Origin of the sequence: Nocardia violaceofusca NBRC 14427 (genome assembly GCF_963869435.1) — a bacterium.
GTDB classification, from domain to species: Bacteria; Actinomycetota; Actinomycetes; order Mycobacteriales; family Mycobacteriaceae; genus Nocardia; species Nocardia aobensis.
The window spans coordinates 68,919-88,151 of record NZ_CAWMPM010000004.1 but is presented as its reverse complement, the minus strand read 5'-3'; the positions used below and the strand labels follow the sequence as shown (position 1 = coordinate 88,151).

The following is a 19,233-nucleotide window of genomic DNA, read 5'->3' as shown; positions in this document are numbered from 1 at the left end:
CCCGAGACCGGAATCCGGTGCCTTCGAGCGCAATCCGGGCAAACATCCGGACGGTGGGGTACTGATCAACTTGCCGGCCGCATTCGGGCCGTTCATCATATGTACTTCTCATCGCGAATACAGAGTGTCAACCGGCACCGGCAAACCGCAAGTGCACCAGCCGCTTCCGTATCCGCTTCGATACCCGGACAGAACTGTCCGGCAGGGCGCGGCGGCCCTGCCGGACAGGCGTTGTCAGCTGTTGAGCTTGTTCAGCCGCTCGCAGGCCTCGAGGTACTCCTCCATCAGGCGCTGCATGACGTCGGAGGTCCGCTCGACCTTGTTCATCATGCCGACGACCTGGCCGACCGGGTTGAAGTTGACGTCCTTGGCCGCCTCGGGATAGCGGTGGCCGCGCTTGACGCCGTCGAGGGCGACCATCATCTGCAACGGCATACCCAGCGGATCCGGGGTGTCCGGACGCTCCCACGCCTCGGTCCAGTCGTTGCGCAGCATGCGGGCGGGCTTACCCGTCCACGCCCGCGAACGCACGGTGTCATGACTGGTGGCGTCGATGTAGGTCTGCATCTGCGCGGGCGGCACATTGGCCTCCTCGACGGTCAGCCAGATCGAGCCGGTCCACGCACCCGCCGCGCCCATCGACATAGCGGCGGCGACCTGGCGGCCGTTGCCGATACCACCGGCGGCGAGCACCGGCAGATCGCCCACCGCGTCGATCACCTGCGGCCACAGCACCAGCGAGGAGATCTCACCGCAGTGGCCGCCACCCTCGGTACCCTGGCAGACCACGAAATCCAGGCCGGCGCGCTTGTGGTTGAGCGCATGCTTCACCGAACCGCACAGTGCGCCGATCAGACGACCGGAGTCCTGGACCTTCTTGATGATGTCGTCGGGCGGGGTGCCGAGCGCGTTGGCGACCAGCTTCGCCTTGGGGTGCTTCAGGATGACGTCCACCTGCGGACCGGCCGTGGTGGCCGTCCAGCCCAGCAGCTGCTCGTGATGTTCGTCCTCGGGCAGTTTCGGGACGCCGTGGTCGGCGAGGATCTTCTCGGCGAAATCGCGGTGGCCCTGCGGAACCAGTTTGGCCAGTTCGGCTTCCAGCTGCGCCGGGCTCAGGCCGTCGATGCCCTTGCCCTCGTACTTGGACGGGATGACGAGGTCGACACCGTACACGCCGTGCACATGGTCATCGAGCCAGGCCAGTTCGACCTCCAGCTCCTCGGCGGTGAAACCGACCGCACCCAGGACGCCGAGCCCGCCGGCGTTGCTCACCGCGGCGGCCACGTCGCGGCAATGGGTGAAAGCGAAGATGGGGACATCGATGCCCAGTCGTTCGCAGATCTCGGTATGCATGGCGGGGTGACTCCTCTGGTCTTCCGGCGCTGGAACTTCGCCACAACACTAGAACACGTTTCATATTCAGACTAGTGACTCAACGGTCAGGAAGCGAGAGAAGCGCCGAAATTGCCGGTCGATGGGGGTAACACACCATCACCGCCGACGGCGGCATCGACCCTTTTTCAGCAATCAGCGTGGACAACATGTTCTAGTTGGCACGGGCGATCCGGTGGCAGATCCTGCGCGCGACGAGTCAGCGTTCACCGGCGCGGGCGAGAAACGATGCGCGGTCGACGATCGTGCGCCGGATGGTGCCGTCGGCCACGAGCACATCACCGTCGTGCACGACGACGCGGAATGCCAGCCGCGGACCGTCGACCTCGGCCAGCCGCGCCGCGACGGTCAGCACGGTTCCCGGCGGGCTCGGCCGCCGGTGCCGCACCGAAACCTCGATCCCCACCGATGTCTGCCCCGACGACAGCTTGCCCCGCAATGCCAGCACGGTCGCGTGTTCGGCCAGTGCCACCACCCGCGGCGTGGCGAGCACCTCCACGTCACCGCTACCCACGGCGACCGCGGTATCGGCGGCTCCGACCTCCACACTGAATTCCGCCGACAGACCCGGCTGCAGCTTCACGATCGCTACGGTAACGCCGCGCGCATCACCGCGACGCGAAAGCGGACACACGGCGCTCGTGTCGTCGATGGTCGCCTCGAACTCCAGCGGCGGGATGGGGCGCCGCCCCGCCGCTCACCGTGCGGCCTTCGGGCTGAAGGCTGGGAGGCCGGTTCCGCCTCCGCCGCCCGGCGACGTGGAATGCTCGTCGGCATGGATGTGTTCGGGCCGGGGGTGTGCCGGTGACCTACGAATCGGAATTGGATCCGGCCGCGGTGGAGATCGGCGGATTCTTCCCGCACCTGCCGGCGCTGCTGTGGCGGGCACTGACCGAACCGGATCTGGTCGAACGCTGGCTGATGCGGTCGATCGGGCTCGAACCCGTGGTGGGCACGCATTTCATCTTCGCCGTCCCGACCGAGCCGAGCGCGGAGATCGCGTGTGAGGTGCTCGCGGCCCGCGCGGGTGAACAACTGACGTATACGTGGATCGACCTGCGGGCGAAGTTCCCGGCCCGGTGGGTGGTCGACTGGGTGCTCGAGGCGCAGGGACGCGGGACGCGAGTGTTGTTGACCCAGACCGGTTTCGACATCGGCGATCGGCGGCAGAAGATGGCCCGCAATGCGATGGAGCGGGGATGGCGGGGCACCTTGAACCGCTTGCGTGAGGTGCTCGACGAGGCCGAATCCTGACCCCGCGGGTGCCGGGAACGATCAGCGCCGCGGCGGCGCGGGCTCCATGTGCACCACCTTGGTGGTGGTCATCTCGTCGAGAAGTTCGGGGCCGTAACCGAATCCGGTGCCCGATGTGCCGCGCGGCTGGGCCGCACCGCCGGGCGCGCCGCCGAAGACGGAGTTGATCTTCACCGTGCCCACCGGAAGTGTGCGCCACGCCTGCTGCATATGGTCCATCGAGCCGGTGAGTACCGTCGCCGCCAAGCCGTAGTCGTCACGGCACGCGGCATCGAGCCTCGTCGCGAAATCCGAGACCACCTGGACGGGGGCGATCGGCCCGAAGGTCTCCTCGCGGATGACGCGCATTCCGGGCCGGCAGTCGGTGAGGACCGTGGCCGGATACGTCGTGCCGGGGCCCGCCGGAATCCGGCCGCCCACCAGCGCTTTCGCGCCGGCCGAGATCGCCTCCCGCACCTGGGCGTGCACCTGCGTGCGCAGCCGCTCGTCCACCAGCGGCTGCGGATCGAGATTCCAGCGCTGCGCCTGTTCACACAGTGCCGACACGAACGTGTCCGCGACCTCGCGATGGACGTAGATCCGTTCCACGGACACACAGATCTGCCCGGCATTGGCGAAGGCGCCCAGCGCGGCCTGCTCGGCGGCCCATACCGGGTCCACGTCGGCGTCGACGATCAGCGCATCGTTCCCGCCGTTCTCCAACAGCACCTTGGCCCCGGTGCGCGCGCCGGCCACGGCGATGGTGCCCCCGGTGGCGGTGCCGCCGACGTGCGCCACCACGTCCACGCCGGGCAGCCCGACCAGTGCCGCACCCACCCGGCCGTCGCCGCGCACGGTCTGCAGCACACCGTCGGGGCAGTGCTGTTCGAGGAGCTGCCCGAACAGCGCACCGGTGCGCGGGCACCGCTCACTGGGCTTGTGCACCACCGCATTTCCGGTCGCCAGTGCGGCGCCGACCAGTCCCGCCGCGACGGCGACCGGATCGTTCCACGGCGTCACGGCGACGACTACGCCGCGCGGCTGGGCGATCATGAAATCCGTTGCGTCCCAGCTGCCCTGGAGTGTGTGCCCGCGATGGACCGGCCCCAGCTCGGCGTACTGGTCGAGGGTGCCGGCGCCGGCGAGCACCCCTTCTCGCCCCGAGTCGGCGGGGCGGCCGGTCTCCGCTTCGAGCGTGGCGGCGAGTTCGCCGGCGTGCTCGCGCAATGCGGCCGCCCCGGCACGCAGCGCCTCGGCTCGGCTCGCCGCGGGCGTGCGCGCCCAGCTCGACTGCGCGGTGTGCGCCGTGCCCACGATGGTCATGAGGTCCAGGTTTCCCGTCACCGAGTCGGCCTCGATACGGGTCGCGTTGTCGATCTCGGCCATGGGCTCCGAGTACCCCGGCGTTCTCGGGCAAACTTGTCCGGCCGACATTGTTCTCGGTCCGGGATTGCGGTGCGACGATCACTTTCCGTTCGCGGTCGAGCGCAGCAGGCGCAGCACGGCTCGCTCGACGATGGCTCGACGCTCGTCCTCGCTGGGCGCGCGCCGCGCCCGCTGCGAAGCCGCCGCGATGGTCCGGTCCCGCTCCCACGCCTCGATCACGCGCGGATCGACGTAGGAGTTGCGGGCCACGGTCGGGGTATTGCCCAGTGCCTCGGCCACCTCGGTCATCACCTCCCGCACGGCGCTGTTGCGGCGGCGCTGCGAGTTCGGGCATTCGGTGGCCGCCAACCCCGCGGCGGCCAGCACCGTCGCCTGCCAGGTGCGAAAGTCCTTCGCGCTGTGGTCGTCTCCGACCAGCTCTTTGAACCGGGCGTTGATGTCGCCGGAGTGCAGTTCGCTCGAGTGCCGGCGTTCGCGGTAGACCAGCAGCCGCCCGCTGGGGCTGCGATTGCGCCGCGGGGACCGCACGGCCCGCGCGAGGTCGGCGTCGACGATGCGCACCTGCCGGCGGATTCCGCCCTTTGCCAGGTAGTCGAACCGCATCTCCTCCCCCGAGACCCGGACCTGTTCGCGCAGCAGGGTGGCGACACCACGGGTGCCGTTCTCCTCGGCGTATTCCTCACCGCCGATACGGAAGACGCCGCGGTCGAGCAGTCCGATCGCCACCGCCTCCACGCGTCGCCGGTCCAAGCCGGAACGCCCCAGGTCGGCGCGCACCTGCTCGCGCAGGTTCGGCAGTTGCGCCGCCGCCTCGAGCATGCGGTCGAACTTCTCTTCGTCGCGTTCTCGCCGCCACTGTTCGTGATACAGATATTGCCGCCGCCCCGCCGCATCCACCCCGACCGCTTGTATGTGGCCCTGGGCATGCGGGCAGATCCACACCTTCCGCCAGGCCGGCGGGATCACCAGTGCGTCGATGCGTTGTGTCACTTCGGGATCCGTGACCGGGACGCCGTTCTCGTCGGCATAGGAAAAGCCTCTGCCTCGTCGCACCCGGCGTATTCCGGCACCGTAGGGCGTGCTGCGCCGCAACCGCATCACGTCACTCCTCTCGTCCCGCGCATCGGGTGATACCCGCGCGGGACGCGATCATGCGGGTTCGGTGGACCCGGGATCCGCCGGTGGCCCGGGTTCGAGCGTGCGGACGAGTGCCGCGGCGAGCAGCGCGACGGCCCGATCGTCGTCATCTACCAAGGGCCGCAACGTATTCAGCGCGAGGGAGCCGGGCAGCTCCGCCAACGCCTGGGTCAGCCGGAGCCGCACCGGTGAACCGGGCGGGTGGGCGGCCAGCTCGCCGGCGAGTGCACCCAGGATGTGATCCGCCCACTGCGTGTCCCGGGCCAGCGATCCCAGCAGTTCGGCCGCCTCGACATCGTTCGGGCCCTCGATCACGGTGGCGACGAGTTCCGGCACCGCGCGGGTCTGCCCGCGGGCGCCGAGGGCGAGCGCGGAGATTCTGCGAACAGTCGCGTCCGTGTCGCCGAGGGCGTCCAGCAGCACCGCACTCGACTCCGTCCCGGCAATCTCGGCGAGCGCCGACGCCGCCCGCCGCCGGACCTCGACATCGGCGGAGTCCAGGCCGGAGGCCACGTTCAGCACTCCGTCCGCACCGGCTCGGGCCAGCGCCCAGCGCAGCGCCCCCGCCACATACGGATCGGATTCGGCGAGCACCGCCTCGGCGAGCAGTTCGGCCGGCATCTCCTCCGCCGGAGCCAGTACGGCCTGCTGCCGCCGGGCGGCATTGGACGAACCGAGTCCGCGCAAGAGTTCCACGATACGCAGCGCGTCCTGCCAGCCGGAGGGTTCGGCCGCCTCGACCGCACGCAGCCGTTCGAGCAGCTCACGGTCCCGGCTCAGCCGTTCCTCGGTTGCGCGCACCAGGTCGCCCACCAGCGCGGACGGCGTGAAGCCCGGATCGTCGAGAGCCCGCCCGATCTGGGTCAGCGACAGTCCCAGCGATCGCAGACCCTCGACGTGGAAGATCCGCCGGATGTCCTGGACGGAATACTCCCGATAGCCGCCGTTGGTGCGGCCGGTCGGCCGCACCAACCCCAGGGAGTCGTAGTGCCGGAGCATCCGGGCGCTCACTCCCGAGTAGCGGGCCACCTCGCCGATCAGCACGCGGTCGACTCCTCTCGATCCGGTCCGAGGGCGCGAACCCGCCTGGCTTCGCCGATCGCGAGGTCGAAACCGGCATCGGGGTCGCGCAGCAGCACGCCGGTGGCACGCGCATGGGCGCGCACCACCGGGTCCGGGTTCGTCATCGCCGTCTGCAGGACCGGCTCGACGATCTCACCCAGGGCTACCAGAGCGCGGCTCAAACTCAACCGCACCTCGCGGTCGCCGCGGCCGAATTGGGTAGCCAGCGCGTCGGCGAGGGCCTGCTTCTCGCCGTCGGGCACCAGGACGACGGCGGCGCGCCACGCGCTGCGCGCGACGTCGTCGTCGGCATCGTGCAGCAACGATCGGGTGATCGCGGGCCACGCGCTGCGGTCTCCGATCTTGGACAGGGTGTGCAGCGCCTGGCTGCGCGCCTGGGGACGGTCCGAACCCAGTCGCGCACGCAGTTTCGGCACCGTGACCTGCGCCGGAAGCCGGGTGAGCGCCCAGGTCAGCATGTCGCGCACGAAGAAATCGGGCTCGATCCCGCACCGCTCGATCAGCGCATCGGCGAAGCCGGGCGAGGGACGGGTGCCGAGCGCCAACGCCGCCTCGAGCCGTGTCGACGAGTTGTTCGCCGCCAGCGCGTCGAGTAGTCGCATGTCCTGTGGGTTCCTGTGTGTCGAGTTCATCGGGACCACCTCCGGCAGTCAGTGAAGACCTTGTCACGATGGCAAGGTCAAGTACACGCACCGGACCGAGAGAAGAGGAACAGGCCATGAGCGGACGCACGCCCAGCCAGTGGGAAGAGATCACCGCCGCCGATCCGGCGCATTCGACGTGGTACGTCGAGCGCTTCCGGACGATGGCGGCCGAAGGCGCGGACATCGTCGGCGAGGCACGCCTGATCGATGCGATGGTCGGGCGCGGCAGCCGAATCCTGGACGCCGGATGCGGTCCGGGGCGGCTGGGTGGCTACCTGTACCGGGCCGGTCATGTCGTCGTCGGCGTCGACGTCGATCCGGTGTTGATCGCCGCGGCGGAACAGGACCATCCCGGCCCGACCTGGCTGGTCGGCGACCTGGCCGAACTGGATCTGCCGAGCCGCGGGGTCGCCGGCGACTTCGATGTGCTCGTGTGCGCGGGCAACGTGATGACATTCCTGGCGCCGGCCACCCGCGGCGCGGTGCTGTCCGGTTTCGCCCGCCATCTGGCTCCGGCCGGCCGGGTGGTGGTCGGGTTCGGCGCCGACCGGGGATACGAGTTCCCGCAGTTCCTCGCCGACGCCGAACACGCCGGTCTCAGGGTCGATCTGCGGCTTTCGACGTGGGATCTGCGCCCGTTCACCGACGAGTCGGACTTTCTGGTGGCGGTGTTCTCGCGCGCGGAGTGAGGCCGAGTCTGCCCGATTCGCGACGCACGACGTTGTACAGTTCGACCGACCCAGTCGCAGAGGAGTTCGCCATGACCTACGCCGTGGACTTCACTACGGTATCGACCGAAGGCCTCGAATCGTCGCCCGTCGCGCAGGCTTTGGCCGGTCTGCGGGCCAACGAGGCCCGGTACTTCAAGAACAAGTACGACCACGTCTTCACCGTGGAGCCCGCGAAGGAGGCGCAGTCGACGGTCGACTGGGTCAGCCGGATCCTCGAGGACGAGCGTGGCATCGTCATCTCCTCCCGCCCGCTCGAGGCCACGGCCTTCGAAGCGGACGGAATTCGCTTCGCCTACGTCTTCTACGAGAGCGGCCTGTCGATCAACGTGATGTATTCGATCGACGATTCCGGTAAGCGGGCCGTGGGTTTCAAACTGTCCGACGGGATGGAAATCCCCACCGAACTCTCGTCGTTCAAGTTCGCGCGGCAGAAGTCGAAGCTGGCGGGAACAATCCGCGGCTCCTACTTCGTCATCAAGAACCAGTACTGATTCGCCCGGTGGTCGTGGCGCAGGTCAGGCCAGGCGGACATCCGCCGTGGCGAGACCGAAAACCTTGCGGCCGGCCGACTTCGCGACGATGACGACGACGGCGGTCCTGGTATCGGGGTCGACCGACTTGATGCGCCCGGTGAACTCCACCGTTCCCGCGGAGGCGGCTTCGATGACCGTGTAGTTCGACAGCCGCACGCCGTACCTGATCATCGCGCCCGGGTCCCCGAGCCATCCGGTGACGAAGCCGGCTCCCAAGCCCATCGTGAGCATGCCGTGGGCGATCACGTCGGGAAGTCCTGCGAGCGCGGCGATCTCGGCATGCCAATGGATGGGATTCACGTCCCCGGAGACCCCGGCATAGTTGACCAGATCGCCGCGCGTCAGGTTCACCGCCCGTGCGGGAAGTTCGGCACCTCACTCGGTGAATGTCGTCGGTCGGTCGGTTCGCCGGCGCAGCAGCCCCCTCACCCGCGCGGCCTCGCGGGTGAGGTGGTCGCGCTCCGGGACGCTGGTGGCGGTGCGGGATGCCGCGGCATACAGGTCGGCGGCCTGTTCGAGGTCGCCGGCGCGTTCGAGCAGGTAGGCGCGGACCGCGGCGTACCGAGGCAGGCCGGGGTCCACCTTGCTCAATTCCGCCAGCCCGGCCTGGGGTCCGTCGGATTCGCCGACCGCGACCGCGCGATTGAGCCGCACCACCGGGCTGCCCGTGAGATTCAGCAGTTCGTCGTACCACTCCACGATCTGTACCCAGTCCGTTTCCGCGGCGGTCGGGGCATCGGCGTGCAGGGCGGCGATCGCCGCCTGCGCCTGGTATTCGCCCAGGTGGTCACGAGCCAATGCGGCTTGCAGGATCGTGACACCTTCGGAGATAAGCGTTGTGTCCCAACGGGTTCGGTCCTGTTCGGCCAGTGGCACGAGGCGCCCGTCCGGACCCGTGCGGGACCTGCGGCGGGCATGGTGCAGCAGCATGAGGGCCAACAGTCCCGCGACCTCCGGCTCGTCGCTCGCCGCGGCCAGCTGGCGGGTGAGGCGGATCGCCTCGGCCGCCAGATCGATGTCGCCGCCGTAGCCCTCGTTGAATACCAGGTAGAGAACCCGCAACACGGTCGCCGGATCGCCGGGCCGGTCCAGCGGCAGTCCGGCGAGACGCCGCTTGGCCCGGCTGATCCGTTGCGCCATGGTCGCTTCCGGGACGAGGTAGGCCGTCGCGATCTGCCGCGTCGTCAGGCCGCCGACCGCGCGCAGCGTCAGCGCGACGGCAGAACCGGGTGACAGCGACGGATGCGCGCACAGGAAGTACAGCCACAGCGAGTCGTCGGCTCCCGGGACCGTCCCGGTCGGCGGCTCGTGCTCGACCGCGAGTTCTCGCTCCCGCCTCGATGTCTCGGCTCGGGTGGCATCGAGGAACTTTCGCCACGCGGCCGCGACGAGCCAGCCTTTCGGATCGCGCGGTGGGTCGTCAGGCCAGGTTTGCAGGGCCCGAATCACAGCCTCCTGCACGGCGTCCTCGGCCGACGCGAAGTCCGCGCCGCGCCGGACGAGGACGCCGATCACCGCCGGCACCAACTCCCGCAGCAGCGATTCGTTCACTCGGTCACCGTGGGCATCGCCGTGAGCAGCGGGCGCAGCTCGAGCCACTCCCGGATCGGTTTCCCGTCCGCGCCGGGCGCCTCGGACAGCTCAGCGGCCAGTTCGAGCGCCCGCTCGTAGGTCTCGACATCGATGAGCATCCAGCCCGCGATCAGATCCTTGGTCTCCGCGAACGGACCGTCGGTGATCGGCGGGCGGCCCTCCCCGTCGGACCGGACGAACGTCCCCTGCGGCGAGAGCGCCCGATGGTCGACGTACTCGCCGCTGGTCTGCAGCCGCGCGGCGAAGTCCTCCATGTACCGCACATGGGCGGTGATCTCCTCCGGTGTCCACTGATCCATCGGCACGTCGTTGACCGCCGCGGGCGCACCCCGATAGTGCTTGAGCAACAGATATTTCGGCATCATCGTCTCCTCGGTGTCGGCGGCACGGTGCCGGCCGTGGTGATCAGGCCTGCTGACGTTCGGCCCGCTGCCGGACCAGCTCCTCGACCGCGGTGGGCAGAGTGGTGTCGAAGTCGATGAGCTTCGCCCAGGTCGGGGTGATGACGATCCGGACCATGCCGTCGTAGAGCGAGCGGACTTCCGCCTCCCACTCCACGCGCTGTTCGGGCGTCATTTCGTAGCTGCCGTTCATCTGCAGGTATTCCTCCGGGATGCCGTCGACGACGTCCAGCTCGGCACGTCCGCGCAGGAGCAGGATCTTCGGCGGATGGACCTCGGTGTCGATCGTCAGCGCGACCTGAGGATTGTGCCGCAGGGAGTGCAGTTTCGGTGCGTTCTTCGTGGTGCAGAGCACGATCTGCGAGCCGTTCCAGGTGAACGCGATCGGGATGTTGCGCGGCGTGCCGTCCTTGGCGACGTAGGCCAGCCGCAGCAGATCGCGCGCCAGCAATTCCTGGCTGATCGGACGGTTGAGGATTTCGCTGATCGTGTGCTGTTCCATTGCTGACGCTCCTGTGTCGATGTCCGCGAGCGGGCCGTTCTCGGTTGCTCGTACCCCTGGGACGGAGCCGGTTCGCCGTTCTCGACATCGGCGGAGATCTTTTTTCGAAACTTTCCACCGCAGCTCAATCCGCCGAGTCTTCCTTGAATTTTGCTTCCATTTCTGCCGCGAGCTGCGGCTGCTCGGCCTCCATCTTCTGGACGTAGACGACCGCATCACCGACGGTGCGCAGGCTCGCCAGGTCTTCGTCGGGAATCTTCACCTCGTACTTGTCCTCGAGCTGGACGGCGATCTCGACCAGCGACAGCGAGTCGATCTCCAGCTCGTCGACGAACGACTTCTCGAGGGTCACGTCCGCGGGATCGATGCCGGTCACCTCCTCGATGATCTCCGCGATGCCGGCGACGATTTCTTCCTGCGTAAGTCCGGCACCGCGGCAGCGAACTCGATCGATTCGTCATCGTTTTCCTCGGCAGCCGTGTCACGGTCGGACAAGCCCACAACTGGCTCTACGCCGCGCTGGCCGGATCCGGCGATCACGCCGACTGACCGGCATCACCGCGATCGGCCGACGCGGTAAGATCGCACATGTGTTCGAATCGGATGAGGGGGCGGCAGCGGAAAGGCGGGGGCGGGCGGCGATTCTGCATGCGGATCTGGATTCGTTCTATGCGTCGGTCGAGCAGCGGGACGCGCCGGAGTTGCGGGGCAAACCGGTGATCGTCGGGGGTGGGGTGGTGCTGGCGGCGAGTTACGAGGCCAAGGCGTACGGGGTGCGGACGCCGATGAACGCGCGGCAAGCGTTGCGGTTGTGTCCGCACGCGGTCGTGGTGGCGCCGCGAATGTCGGCCTATACGCAGGCGAGCCGGGACGTATTCGCGATCTTCCACGACACCACTCCGGAGGTGGAGGGAATCTCCATCGACGAGGCCTTTCTCGATGTCGGTGGGCTGCACCGTATTTCGGGCGCGCCGATCGACATCGCGGCCGGATTGCGGGCTCGGGTGCGCGCCGAGGTCGGCCTGCCCATCTCGGTCGGCGTGGCGCGGAGCAAATTCCTCGCCAAGGTAGCGAGTGCGGTCTGTAAACCCGACGGCCTGCTGCTGGTGCAGCCCGACGCCGAACTCGACTTCCTGCATCCACTGCCGGTCGAACGGCTCTGGGGCGTGGGCGAGGTGACGGCGCGGACATTGCACGAACACGGCATCACCCGGATCGGGCAATTGGCCGACACCGATCCGATGGAGTTGTGCGGCCTGCTCGGTCGCGCCGCCGGACGGCATCTGCACGCCCTGGCCTGGGCACGCGATCCGCGCCGGGTCGACACCGGTCGCCGCCGCCGCTCGATCGGTGCGCAACGCGCGTTGGGTAACAGGCCCCGCACCGATGCCGAGATCGAGGCCTACCTGCACGGCCTGGCGGATCGGCTCGGGCACCGCTTGCGGGCCGCGGGACGGATCTGCCGAACGGTGGTACTGCGCTTACGCTTCGCCGATTTCGGGCGCGCGACCCGGTCGCACACTCTGCCCACCGCCACCGACGACGGTGCGACGATCCTGCAGGCCGCCCGCACCCTGCTCGCCGCCGCCCGCCCACTGATCGAGGAACGCGGCATCACCCTCATCGGCCTCGCCCTGACGAACCTGCAGAATACGGACCCGAGACAGCTGATGCTGCCGTTGGACGCCGGCCCGGACACCACACTGGACGCGGCGCTGGATGCGGTGCGCGACCGCTTCGGCGCCGGAACCGTCACCCGCGCCGCACTGCTCGGGCGCGGTGAAGGTCTGTCGGTGCCGCTGCTCCCCGACTGATTCGCCCGAGCCCGGAGGTCAGTGCGCCGGCAGCAGTCCGCGCGCCACCAGATCATCGAAGAGCACCTGGTCGACGGGCGGCACCGCGGCCCGGTCGGCATAGCTGAACCAGGCGATCTCGGCGATTTCGCTACTGGGTTCGATCGTTCCGGCGTAGTCGGCGGTGTAGCAGCTCATGCGCACCGAAACCTCGGTGGCGCCGGGCAATTCGGCCTCGTAGGTGCCGACGTGGGCGATCGATTCCGGAATCAGCACCACGGTGAGCTCTTCGGAGATCTCCCGAATCAGCGTCTGCCGATCGGTCTCCTCGCCCTCGCGCTTGCCGCCGGGAATATAGAACTCGTCCTTGCCGTCCGGTCGGGCGCACAGGATCCGTCCGTCCTCGATCAGCACCCAGGCCACGGTGTCGATGAGGCGCCGCGACGATTCGATCCGCATCCGCGCAGCCTACCCGGGCGCTGCCCGACCGCCTGAGTCTCGGCGAGGCGTCCGGCGAGGCGTGATAGACAGAGCTGAACGCAGTGATCGGAAGGTGTGGTGCGATGCCGGACAGTACGCGGCCGATGAGCCCGGTGGAGCTGATCGCGCAACGCTTCCACGGCGGCAGCATCGCCGGTGAGCATGGCGACGGTTTCCGGCTGGCGCTGGTCATCGAGGGCGGCTCGGCACGCGGGGTCTATTCGCACGGCATGGTCACCGGCCTGGAAGAACTCGGCGTGCTGCGCTGTTTCGACGCCGTCTACGGCGCCTCGGCCGGCGCGCTGAACGGCGCGTGGCTGCTGTGCGGGCGGGCGGCGCGGGCACGGCGGGCCTGGCATTCGGATGTGGTGCGCCGGGTGATCTCACCGGCCCGGGCGCTGCGCGGTGGTCTGGTCGTGGACACCCGATATCTTGTGCACACCGTCTACGAGCGGATCGTGCCGATGGATTTCGCCGCGATCCTCGGCAATTCGGTCACCTTCCACCCGATCGGCACCGATATCGCCGACGGCAGCGCTGTCGATCTGCGCCCGCACATCAGCGATATCCCGTCCCTGCAGCGTGCGCTGCGCGCCAGCACCTGCATGCCGGTGCTGGCCGGACGTCCGGTGGCGGTGGGCGCCGGGCGCTATGTCGATGCCGGGCTGTCCGAATCGGTACCGGTCACCACCGCCCGCGCCCAGGGCGCCACCCACATCGTGGTGTTGCGCACCCGGCGGGTCGATGAAAAGCCCAGCATTCCTTCGGATTTCGAACGGCGGGTGGTGGCACGGGTACTCGGCGCCTCGGGCCCGACGGTGGCCGAGAGCTGGTTCGCCCGTGCGGCGCAGTTCGCCGCCGACGAACACCGCATGGCGAGCGACCCGTCGATTCTGCAGATCCGCCCGCCGCTGGGCGCACCCACGATCGGCCGGGTGGCCCGGGATTCCACGGTGCTGTTGCGCGCTCTGGACCTGGGCCGCGCCGCAACCCTGGCGGCGCTCGGTGAATCCGTTCGATCAACGGGAGACATCGCGAGCTGAATCGGCTGTGCGGCAAGGGCAACCGAGTCTTATGCAGCGACCCGGCCTCGGCGCGCACTCGCGGCGGTGTCAGCCGACGTCGAGATGGTCTCGCCCGGTGGCGCGGGCGAGGTGGACGGCTTCGGCTCGGAGCCGCTCCGGGTCGACGCGCTCGCCGTCGAACATGCTGACCGTGAGGGTGTCGTCGACGGTTTCCCACGTCCCGGCGATCCGGCCGCCGACGAGGACCAGGGGCGAGATCCAGCCGGCGGTCCGGCTGACCTCGGTGCGATGGGCCGGGGGCAGCAGGATCGGATCGGTGGTGCCGGGGCCGAGAACGTATTGATCGAAGGGACCGAGCAGGCGGACGGTGTCGGTGGGATCGGTGGCGGCCAGCTCGTCGGCGTCCTCGGTGCGGATCCAGGTGCGGCGGCCCTCGACATCGACTTCGGTGAGTTCGGCCCCCAGCTCGGAGAACCATTGGCGGACAGTGGTTTTGCGCAAGGCTCCGCGCAGGAGCCAGGCATTGAACGCCTCCGGTGTGCCCGGGCCGCAGACGCCGAGATAGGCGCGGATCAGGTGTGCGGCCGCCACATCGGCCGGCGGCAGGCCGGTCCATCCGGTCACCGCACGCGCGGGAGCGGTGAAGGTCACCGATGATCCGCGGGCGGGTCCGTGGCACAGCACTCCCTGCCAGGCCAGCGGTTTCAACAGCGCACCCCAGCCCGAGCGCAATTGCTCGCCCATGGTGGCGAAGCGGCGGTCACGCAGTAGCTCGTCCACCAGTTCCGCCCGGCTCAGCACGGCACCGCCGTCGAGCAGTTCGGCCACCGCGTCGGTCAGCGCCTTCACTTCGCCGGGATCGGCGCCGAAATTGCGTTGCCACGCCGGCTTCTCCCACGTCCGCGCCGACGCGATCAGGGCCAGTGCGGCGGCCGCGGCATCGGGCGTCATCGCATGCAATGTTCCGCGCATCGCCCACGTCTTCATCAGTTCACCGGCGTCGAGCGCGCGGACCAGCTCACCCGGCGCTCCCCCGCGCCGCACCGCCACCGCGGTCTCCGCCGCGGATGTCACCTGCGCCTGCACGCCGGCCAGTCGCCGCGTCACCGCCACCGCGCTGCCGCCGTCCCGCCCTTCGACGAATCCCCTGCGCAGGCGCCACGCGAACACCTGACCCCATGTGACCTCCACCGCACCTCCCGTATCCGGACACCCGCCGATCCGCGCGCTCACCTTACGGCTCGTCACCGACAACCCCCGTCCCCGGCGGTGACCGCTCGCACACCACATGGCCAATACATGCATACCCATGCATGTATTGCTAGTCTGTTGCGGTGACTCCGAAATCCGAAGACTCCCTCGAGCCGTTCTGGACGCTGGAGACCCGCCTGGCCTCGGCCCTGCTCATCCTGGCCGGGTTCGTGGGCGCCGCCGCCTACACGCACTCCGAGGGCTACTTCGTCACCTTCATGACCGGCAATACCGAGCGCGCCGTGATCGGCGGATTTCTCGGCGACTACACCCTCGCGGCCGGCGCCTTCGCCCTGATCGTGTTCTTTCTCGCCGGCGTGCTGGTGGCCTCGCTCTGTCGCCGGCACTGGTGGCGCAATCACCCGCACGGCGCGACCATGCTCGCCACCGCCGCTCTCACCGTCGCCGCCGTCCTCGACACGATTCTCTATCGGCACGACGCCGATCTGGGCCTGGTGCCGATCCTGCTCGTCTCGTTCGCGATGGGTTCGCTCAACACCTCCTTCGTCAAGAAGGGGGAGGTATCCATTCCGGTCACTTACGTCACCGGAACCCTGGTGAAATTCGCGCAGGGCGTGGAACGGCATATGGCCGGCGGCACCCATCGCGAATGGCTGGGATACGCGGTGCAATGGCTGTCGTTCGCCGCCGGCGCCCTGATCGGCGGCCTGGTCTCCTTGGTCGTCGAGGGCGGCGACATGCTCTACACCGCCGTCATCGCCTCCGCCATCGTGGCCGCCTACACCTGGCGCGCCGACCTCAGCTGGGTGCAGCGCCATTCCTCCTCGGAGTAGCGGGTTAGGGCTGCGCGATCGGCGAACGATGCGGTAGTCCGGCGGCCGCGAACAGTCCGATCACACCGGCCACGCCGAGCGCGAGCATCGCGACCGCGTAGGCATGGCTGCTGAGTCCGGCGACGAGGATGGTGCCGGCGATAGCGGTGCCCAGCGACGATCCGAGATTGGACACACACCGCGACAGTCCCGAGATCTCGCCTTGGCGCTCCTCGCTGAACGCCGACTGCACGACGTTCACCGACGGAGTCAGCATGGAGCCGAGTCCCAGTCCGATCAGCAGGAGTCCGGGCGCGAACGCCCACGGGTTCAGCGTGCGCCCGGCCAGGGCGATGAGTACCACGATGCCGGCGACCACGACGACGAAGCCGGCCATGATGAGGGTTCGCTGGGTGAACAGCCGGGCCAGCCGGGCGGCCGTCAGCGACGACACCAGCAGTCCGGCGGTGGCGGCCGTGAAGATCACGCCGGTGCGGATCGGATCGTAGCCGCGCACCACCTGCAGATACGCCGAGACCACGAACGAGGTCCCCATCAGGATCAGCCATTGCAACAATTGCGTGGCCAAGCCGAAATTCGAGATGCGGCTGCGGAACAGACTCAGCGACACCAGAGGTTCGCCGCCGGCTCGTTCGGTGGCGCGCACGTGCCGGAAGAACCCGGCGAGCACCACCACCGCCAGCACGATCAGCACCACACACCACCGTATATCGTTGTCGGCGGCCAGAATTCCGAGCACGAGCAGCACGAGACCGGTCGCCGAGAGCACGCTTCCGGTCAGATCCAGGGTGCGGTGCGGATCGGGCGGAAGCGGGTCACGGACCCGGCGCGTGGAGAGCAGGATGGCCGCCACCACCAACGCCTGAAAGGCGAACGCCGCCCGCCAGCCCAGCCCGGAGGCGATCAGCCCGCCCAGCAGTGGTCCGGCGGCCGCGCCGATCCCGCCCATCGCCATCACGACGCCGAAAGCCCGTGCGCGCGAGGTAGTGTCGGTGAACAGCAGCGTGGTCAGGATGTAGACCGGCGGAATCAGCAGCGCGGTACCCACGCCCTCCAGCACGGAGTTGCCCAGGGCCAGCACGCCCAGTCCCGGTGCCAGCGCGCTGAGTATCGCGCCGAGCCCGTAGACCGAAAGCCCCACGACGAAACAGCGTTTGCGGCCGTAGCGGTCGGTGAGCTTGCCGCCCGGAATCATCAACGCCGCCATGATCAGCAGGAACAGGGTGATGACCAGTTGCACCCCGGCCACGTCGGCGTCCAGATCGGTGCTGATGTCGGTGATCATCACCGCCATATTCGTACCGGCGAAACTGCAGATGAACTGCGCCAGCGCCAGCGGCACCAGCACGCCGCGCGGGCGGGCCGGAGCACGAGACTCGCTCATCACGAGGGCTTTCCGGACTCGAGGCGATCGAGCTCGTCGTCGAGTGCCATCGCCGCCGCCACCAGGGCCAGATGCGTGAACGCCTGCGGGAAGTTGCCCAGCTGCTCACCCGAAGGACCGATCTCCTCGGCGAACAGCCCCACGTGGTTGGCATAGGTCAGCATCTTGTCGAACGCGTAGCGGGCGTGGTGAACTCGCCCCGCCCGTGCCAGCGCCTCGACGTAGAGGAAGCTGCACAGATTGAAGGTGCCCTCGGAGCCACGCAATCCGTCCGGCGATGCGGCGGGATCGTATCGATAGACCAGGCTGTCGCTGACCAGTTCCTCGTCCATCGCGTCGAGTGTGCTCAGCCAGTCCGGGTCGCGGGGGGACAGAAAGCCCATGCGCGGCATCAGCAGCAAAGCGGCATCCAAGACGTCGGTGCGGAAGTGCTGGACGAATGCGCGGCGGTCCTCACTCCAGCCACGTTCCAGGATCTGGGCGAACACCGCGTCGCGCGCATCGGTCCAACGCTGTAGGTCGGCCGGCCGGGCATGGTCGGTCGCGAGGCGAATGCCGCGATCGAACGCGACCCATGTCATCAACCTGCTGTAGGTGAAATCCTGTTGGCCACCGCGGGTTTCCCACACGCCTTCGTCGGGCCGATCCCACTTGTCGACCAGCCAGTCCAGCAACTCGGCGAACACCCGCCACCCCGAGATACCGCCGATATCGGAGGTCTGTGCCAGCGCATCGGCGACCTCGCCGTAGATGTCGAGTTGCAACTGATCCGCGGCGGCGTTGCCGACCCGCACCGGCGCCGATCCGCGATATCCCTCCCAGTGGTCGAGGATCTCCTCGTCCAGTCGCGGGTCACCGTCGATGCGATACATGATCTGCAACGGCTCACCCGCGGGGGTGCTGCCCGGCAGCCGCTCACGCAGCCAGCGGCGAAACGCGTAGGCCTCGGCGGTGAACCCCAGATCCAGCAGCGCCCGGACCGACAACGAACCGTCGCGCAACCACGTGTAGCGATAGTCCCAATTACGTTCCCCGCCGACTTGTTCGGGAAGGCCCATGGTGGCCGCCGCGATGGGAGCGCCCGTCGGTAGGTAGGTGAGCAGTTTCAACGTGATCGCGGAGCGGTTGACCATATCGCGCCAGCGGCCGCGATAGGTCGAGTTCCGCAGCCACCCCTGCCACCATTCCCGGCAGTCCGCGAATTCGGCCGCGACCTCGCCGCGCTGCGGTGGCGCCGGGAATTCCCCGCCCGCCGCGGTCGTGGTCAGCACGATGACGGCCGTCTCCCCCTCGTCCAGAGTGAAGTGACCGATCGCGTCGCCGTCGGCTACGCTCAATACGACCGGATCGGACGCCTGCAGATGCAGGGTGGTTTTCGGACCCTCGAACATAATCCATTCGTTGTCGTGCGCCACCGTCGTGTGCTCGGCGCGGCCGTAGTCGAAACGTGGCCGGCAGGCGAGCGTGAACGGCAGACTGCCGCGCACCACACGCACGATGCGAACCAGGCGATGCCGATCGGTAGGCGCGTCGTCGTCGATCGGCGGCATGAAGTCGGCGACCTCCCCGACTCCGTCCGGTGCCATGAAACGAGTGACCAGCACCGCGGTATCCGGCAGATACAACTGGCGGATGGTCACCGAACCCTCCGGCAAATCGGCCGCGACACGGCAGTACCCGCCCCGTTCGTGGTCCAGCAGCGACCCGAAAACGCTCGGGGAATCGAATCGCGGTGTGCACCACCAATCCACCGTTCCGGCCGACGACACCAACGCCGCGGTTTGCAGATCACCGACAATGCCGTGCTCGGCGATGGGCGGGTAGGGGTTCATCGGCACTCCCGGAGGTGGCGGACCCATCTGGCGACGCAT

At 68.6% G+C, this 19,233-nt stretch carries 20 protein-coding genes and 1 pseudogene; 6 read left to right on the top strand and 15 right to left on the bottom strand.

Annotated features, from left to right (window positions below):
- Window positions 1-234: 234 nt before the first annotated feature.
- Both AC5592_RS02885 and AC5592_RS02880 read right to left on the bottom strand, forming a co-directional pair.
- Window positions 235-1,353 carry an NAD(P)H-dependent flavin oxidoreductase gene (locus tag AC5592_RS02885; protein ID WP_036501291.1) on the bottom strand — a complete coding sequence of 373 codons (1,119 nt, stop codon included), beginning with the start codon at window positions 1,351-1,353 and terminating at the stop codon, window positions 235-237.
- Window positions 1,354-1,591: 238 nt separating this feature from the next.
- Window positions 1,592-1,975, bottom strand: coding sequence for a thioesterase family protein (locus AC5592_RS02880; RefSeq protein ID WP_036501289.1), 384 nt, complete (start codon window positions 1,973-1,975; stop codon window positions 1,592-1,594).
- A 221-nt stretch (window positions 1,976-2,196) separates the two neighbouring features.
- Here AC5592_RS02880 and AC5592_RS02875 point away from each other — a divergent pair, with 221 nt between their 5' ends.
- Window positions 2,197-2,646, top strand: a complete 450-nt coding sequence (locus tag AC5592_RS02875; protein ID WP_063063517.1) for an SRPBCC family protein — start codon at window positions 2,197-2,199, stop codon at window positions 2,644-2,646.
- A gap of 21 nt (window positions 2,647-2,667) precedes the next feature.
- On the opposite strand, the gene AC5592_RS02870 is transcribed toward AC5592_RS02875, so the two are convergent.
- The 4 genes from AC5592_RS02870 to AC5592_RS02855 form a co-directional block, all read right to left on the bottom strand.
- Window positions 2,668-4,011, bottom strand: coding sequence for an aldehyde dehydrogenase family protein (locus AC5592_RS02870; RefSeq protein ID WP_063063290.1), 1,344 nt, complete (start codon window positions 4,009-4,011; stop codon window positions 2,668-2,670).
- 78 nt (window positions 4,012-4,089) lie between these two features.
- The gene (locus AC5592_RS02865; RefSeq protein WP_063063289.1) at window positions 4,090-5,109 is read right to left on the bottom strand and encodes a DNA topoisomerase IB; all 1,020 of its coding nucleotides are present in this window, start codon (window positions 5,107-5,109) and stop codon (window positions 4,090-4,092) included.
- Window positions 5,110-5,160: 51 nt separating this feature from the next.
- Window positions 5,161-6,192 carry a MerR family transcriptional regulator gene (locus tag AC5592_RS02860; RefSeq protein ID WP_063063288.1) on the bottom strand — a complete coding sequence of 344 codons (1,032 nt, stop codon included), beginning with the start codon at window positions 6,190-6,192 and terminating at the stop codon, window positions 5,161-5,163.
- Window positions 6,186-6,863, bottom strand: a complete 678-nt coding sequence (locus AC5592_RS02855) for a HEAT repeat domain-containing protein (RefSeq protein ID WP_157121526.1) — start codon at window positions 6,861-6,863, stop codon at window positions 6,186-6,188. Before AC5592_RS02855 ends, AC5592_RS02860 begins: the two co-directional genes overlap by 7 nt.
- 86 nt (window positions 6,864-6,949) lie before the next feature.
- Here AC5592_RS02855 and AC5592_RS02850 point away from each other — a divergent pair, with 86 nt between their 5' ends.
- Window positions 6,950-7,564, top strand: coding sequence for a class I SAM-dependent methyltransferase (locus AC5592_RS02850; RefSeq protein ID WP_063063286.1), 615 nt, complete (start codon window positions 6,950-6,952; stop codon window positions 7,562-7,564).
- Between the two features lie 71 nt (window positions 7,565-7,635).
- Window positions 7,636-8,097, top strand: a complete 462-nt coding sequence (locus AC5592_RS02845) for a DUF8821 family protein (protein ID WP_036501279.1) — start codon at window positions 7,636-7,638, stop codon at window positions 8,095-8,097.
- 24 nt (window positions 8,098-8,121) lie between these two features.
- Here the strand turns inward: AC5592_RS02845 and AC5592_RS02840 are convergent.
- The 5 genes and pseudogenes from AC5592_RS02840 to acpM all read right to left on the bottom strand — a co-directional run.
- Window positions 8,122-8,514: pseudogene (locus AC5592_RS02840) on the bottom strand (MaoC/PaaZ C-terminal domain-containing protein); the annotation flags it as partial.
- Window positions 8,515-9,690 carry an RNA polymerase sigma factor gene (locus AC5592_RS02835; RefSeq protein WP_063063284.1) on the bottom strand — a complete coding sequence of 392 codons (1,176 nt, stop codon included), beginning with the start codon at window positions 9,688-9,690 and terminating at the stop codon, window positions 8,515-8,517.
- Window positions 9,687-10,094 (bottom strand): YciI family protein, encoded by a 408-nt coding sequence (locus AC5592_RS02830; RefSeq protein ID WP_036501431.1) that lies wholly within the window; start codon window positions 10,092-10,094, stop codon window positions 9,687-9,689. The genes AC5592_RS02835 and AC5592_RS02830 overlap by 4 nt, the downstream gene beginning before the upstream one ends.
- A 43-nt stretch (window positions 10,095-10,137) precedes the next feature.
- Window positions 10,138-10,635: a pyridoxamine 5'-phosphate oxidase family protein gene (locus AC5592_RS02825; RefSeq protein ID WP_063063283.1), complete on the bottom strand. Its 498-nt coding sequence runs from the start codon at window positions 10,633-10,635 to the stop codon at window positions 10,138-10,140.
- A gap of 124 nt (window positions 10,636-10,759) precedes the next feature.
- A complete protein-coding gene (acpM, locus tag AC5592_RS02820) occupies window positions 10,760-11,089 on the bottom strand; it encodes a meromycolate extension acyl carrier protein AcpM (RefSeq protein ID WP_036501274.1) in 330 nt (109 codons plus the stop codon).
- A 136-nt stretch (window positions 11,090-11,225) separates the two neighbouring features.
- Between acpM and dinB the strand changes: the two genes are divergently transcribed.
- Window positions 11,226-12,449, top strand: a complete 1,224-nt coding sequence (dinB, locus tag AC5592_RS02815) for a DNA polymerase IV (protein ID WP_232329163.1) — start codon at window positions 11,226-11,228, stop codon at window positions 12,447-12,449.
- An 18-nt stretch (window positions 12,450-12,467) separates the two neighbouring features.
- Here dinB and AC5592_RS02810 read toward each other — a convergent pair whose 3' ends face one another.
- Window positions 12,468-12,887: an NUDIX hydrolase gene (locus AC5592_RS02810; RefSeq protein WP_036501273.1), complete on the bottom strand. Its 420-nt coding sequence runs from the start codon at window positions 12,885-12,887 to the stop codon at window positions 12,468-12,470.
- 104 nt (window positions 12,888-12,991) lie between these two features.
- Between AC5592_RS02810 and AC5592_RS02805 the strand changes: the two genes are divergently transcribed.
- A complete protein-coding gene (locus AC5592_RS02805; protein WP_232329162.1) occupies window positions 12,992-13,951 on the top strand; it encodes a patatin-like phospholipase family protein in 960 nt (319 codons plus the stop codon).
- A 69-nt stretch (window positions 13,952-14,020) separates the two neighbouring features.
- Here AC5592_RS02805 and AC5592_RS02800 read toward each other — a convergent pair whose 3' ends face one another.
- Window positions 14,021-15,124 (bottom strand): winged helix DNA-binding domain-containing protein, encoded by a 1,104-nt coding sequence (locus AC5592_RS02800; protein WP_063063281.1) that lies wholly within the window; start codon window positions 15,122-15,124, stop codon window positions 14,021-14,023.
- A gap of 143 nt (window positions 15,125-15,267) precedes the next feature.
- Here AC5592_RS02800 and AC5592_RS02795 point away from each other — a divergent pair, with 143 nt between their 5' ends.
- Window positions 15,268-15,978, top strand: coding sequence for a YoaK family protein (locus tag AC5592_RS02795; RefSeq protein ID WP_083870767.1), 711 nt, complete (start codon window positions 15,268-15,270; stop codon window positions 15,976-15,978).
- A 4-nt stretch (window positions 15,979-15,982) separates the two neighbouring features.
- Here the strand turns inward: AC5592_RS02795 and AC5592_RS02790 are convergent, their stop codons facing one another.
- Window positions 15,983-17,362: an MFS transporter gene (locus tag AC5592_RS02790; protein ID WP_036501271.1), complete on the bottom strand. Its 1,380-nt coding sequence runs from the start codon at window positions 17,360-17,362 to the stop codon at window positions 15,983-15,985.
- Complete coding sequence (locus tag AC5592_RS02785; protein WP_063063515.1) at window positions 17,362-19,194, bottom strand: glycoside hydrolase family 15 protein; 1,833 nt, start codon at window positions 19,192-19,194, stop codon at window positions 17,362-17,364. Before AC5592_RS02785 ends, AC5592_RS02790 begins: the two co-directional genes overlap by 1 nt.
- Window positions 19,195-19,233: the final 39 nt, after the last annotated feature.

Coding starts and splice junctions, on each gene's coding strand:
- AC5592_RS02885 (WP_036501291.1), bottom strand. CDS start 1,353: ATGCATACCGAGATCTGCGAACGACTGGGCATCGATGTCCCCATCTTC.
- AC5592_RS02870 (WP_063063290.1), bottom strand. CDS start 4,011: ATGGCCGAGATCGACAACGCGACCCGTATCGAGGCCGACTCGGTGACG.
- AC5592_RS02865 (WP_063063289.1), bottom strand. CDS start 5,109: ATGCGGTTGCGGCGCAGCACGCCCTACGGTGCCGGAATACGCCGGGTG.
- AC5592_RS02855 (WP_157121526.1), bottom strand. CDS start 6,863: ATGAACTCGACACACAGGAACCCACAGGACATGCGACTACTCGACGCG.
- AC5592_RS02850 (WP_063063286.1), top strand. CDS start 6,950: ATGAGCGGACGCACGCCCAGCCAGTGGGAAGAGATCACCGCCGCCGAT.
- AC5592_RS02845 (WP_036501279.1), top strand. CDS start 7,636: ATGACCTACGCCGTGGACTTCACTACGGTATCGACCGAAGGCCTCGAA.
- AC5592_RS02830 (WP_036501431.1), bottom strand. CDS start 10,094: ATGCCGAAATATCTGTTGCTCAAGCACTATCGGGGTGCGCCCGCGGCG.
- AC5592_RS02825 (WP_063063283.1), bottom strand. CDS start 10,635: ATGGAACAGCACACGATCAGCGAAATCCTCAACCGTCCGATCAGCCAG.
- AC5592_RS02810 (WP_036501273.1), bottom strand. CDS start 12,887: ATGCGGATCGAATCGTCGCGGCGCCTCATCGACACCGTGGCCTGGGTG.
- AC5592_RS02805 (WP_232329162.1), top strand. CDS start 12,992: ATGCCGGACAGTACGCGGCCGATGAGCCCGGTGGAGCTGATCGCGCAA.
- AC5592_RS02790 (WP_036501271.1), bottom strand. CDS start 17,362: ATGAGCGAGTCTCGTGCTCCGGCCCGCCCGCGCGGCGTGCTGGTGCCG.
- AC5592_RS02785 (WP_063063515.1), bottom strand. CDS start 19,194: ATGAACCCCTACCCGCCCATCGCCGAGCACGGCATTGTCGGTGATCTG.